The 2259-nt window shown below is 35.5% G+C and carries 2 protein-coding genes and 1 pseudogene; all 3 read left to right on the plus strand.

Annotation, left to right across the window (positions count from 1 at the left end):
• Positions 1–362: 362 nt before the first annotated feature.
• Positions 363–1241 carry a toll/interleukin-1 receptor domain-containing protein gene (locus OCV67_RS13105; protein WP_147644380.1) on the plus strand — a complete coding sequence of 293 codons (879 nt, stop codon included), beginning with the start codon at positions 363–365 and terminating at the stop codon, positions 1239–1241.
• Between the two features lie 175 nt (positions 1242–1416).
• Positions 1417–1731, plus strand: a complete 315-nt coding sequence (locus OCV67_RS13110; RefSeq protein WP_147644381.1) for a hypothetical protein — start codon at positions 1417–1419, stop codon at positions 1729–1731.
• Positions 1732–1890: 159 nt separating this feature from the next.
• Positions 1891–2259, plus strand: a pseudogene (locus tag OCV67_RS13115) (terminase B); the annotation flags it as partial.

Below are 2259 nucleotides of genomic sequence, written 5' to 3' on the forward strand. Positions count from 1 at the left end.
ATACATAGAAATAGGGCGAAAGCAGCACCGCCCTGTTTCTACCTCTCTTCTACATTGTTTTATTCCTTGATTTACAGCTGTTGAAATTAGACGGCTGTTATGCAGTCGGTAGTTTCAGTCGGTGCAACTCCGATAGACTGCGCCAAGCATTAGAGTAGTTTCCGGTTGCAACTATTTAGCCTGATTAGGATACGTCCGAAACGGTAAAACCGGCAGTATAAATATAACACCACCGTCAAATAGAGCGGTAGTTGGTATTTTCAGCAAAAATAATTGTTATAAATATAAAAATAAACATATAATATAATATTTATAATAATTATTGACTTTATTGGAAAAATATGTTAATATAGGAGTAAAGTATGATGTTGGTTGGTGATAAAATGAAAGTTTTTATTAGTTGGTCTGGAGATAAAAGTTTAAAGGTAGCCAAAATATTAAAGGATTGGATACCTTGTGTCATTCAAGATATCCAACCTTATTTTTCTACAGAAGATATTGATAAGGGTGCAAGATGGAGTTCTGATATTGCTAAAGAATTATCAGATGCGGATTTTGGTATATTATGTGTAACTAAAGATAATTTAGAATCACAATGGCTTAACTTTGAGGCAGGTGCATTGTCTAAAGCATTGGATAAGGTTAAAGTATGTCCCTTTTTATTTGATTTGAAACCTTCAGAGATATCAAATAGTCCAATTTTGCAATTTCAAATGACAAATGTTGATAGAGATGATATTTTTAAACTATTTAAAACTATGAATAAAGGTTTGGGAGAAAAAGGTTTAGAAGAAACTAGGCTAGAAAAAATGTTTGAACTTTCTTGGCCTAAAATAGACAAAGAGTTAAAATCAATTGAAGATGATATATCAAATTATCCACAGAAAGAATCAAGTAATCAAAATGAAATAATGGAAGAAATGTTGGATTTATTAAGATCTCAACAAATTATTTTAAGGGACCCTGAAAAATTATTACCTATCAAATATCTTGAAATGGTAATGAACTCCAGAACAAATATTGATAAAATTCCACGTAGATTATTGTCAGAATGGTCTTTTTTACGAACACAAGTACTTGAAGGAATCAGTTATTGTGGCGAAGATAATAAAATATCTAGATTTATAGAATTTATAGAACTTACAGATAAAATATTTTCTAGACTAGGATTAATTAATAATATAAGAATGCCATATAAGTTTTTAGAAAAGTCAATTATTGAAAATAATGATTCAGAATAACAACTAAGCATCTCCCCGGAGGTGCTTTTTTCATGATTAAATTTATTATGGTAGGTGGTGACCTTGAATGAAAATAATTTGATACGACCAGAAGATTTAACGCCGAGAAAGCGCAAGAAAAGCGGGTAAAGCTTCTGCGGCGGCAAGACGTAAAAAAAAGTCTATGAGAGAAAAAATGAAGCTTTTGCTTTCCTTACCAGCTTGTGATAGTGATTTAACAGAGCTTGAAGCTATGGGAATTCCGATTGAGGAATCTGATAATGAAATGGTTATACTTAAAGGGTTATTTTTGAGAGCGGCTACTGGAGACGTTGCAGCTTCAAAAGAAATTCGTAACATTCTTGGCAAAGATAACTCTTCTGAAGAACTTGCCTTGAAGAAAAAGGAACTAGCACTTAAGGAGAAACAATTAACAGGTGACACAGGTGAAAATGATATTGTAAAAAACTGGGTAGAAGCAGTGATTGGAAGTGATGAAAATGAAGAATGATAAGGTCTTAAAATTTTTCATTCAACGAATCCCCGAATACCGCAAATCTCCGAATACCGCAAATCTCCCGAACTGTTCGCCTATGAGGTTTGTCAGTTTGAGCCTGACAAATGGCAGAAGGAAGTATTTGCGGATATAGCGGAGTTTCCTAAAGTTACGGTGCGTTCCGGTCAGGGCGTTGGAAAGACTGGTTGTGAAGCTGTTTTGTGCCTGTGGTTTTTGTCCTGTTTCCCGTATTCCCGTGTTGTAGCAACTGCTCCCACTAAACAGCAGCTTAATGACGTACTCTGGGCAGAGGTTTCAAAATGGCAGTCAAAAAGTCCGCTCTTGAAAGCGGTTTTAAAATGGACTAAAACAAAGGTTTCCGTTGTAGGTAATGAAGAAAGATGGTTTGCTACTGCAAGAACAGCCACAAAGCCTGAAAACATGCAGGGCTTTCACGAGGACAACATGCTCTTTATCGTTGACGAGGCTTCAGGTGTTGCCGATCCGATAATGGAGGCGATTCTCGGTACGCTGTCCGGCGCA

This window comes from Porcipelethomonas ammoniilytica (assembly GCF_025567485.1).
Lineage (GTDB): Bacteria > Bacillota > Clostridia > Oscillospirales > Ruminococcaceae > Porcipelethomonas > Porcipelethomonas ammoniilytica.

Bases quoted from the DNA above. Each gene is read 5' to 3' on its own strand.
- OCV67_RS13105 (WP_147644380.1), top strand. From the start codon at position 363: ATGATGTTGGTTGGTGATAAAATGAAAGTTTTTATTAGTTGGTCTGGA.
- OCV67_RS13110 (WP_147644381.1), top strand. From the start codon at position 1,417: ATGAAGCTTTTGCTTTCCTTACCAGCTTGTGATAGTGATTTAACAGAG.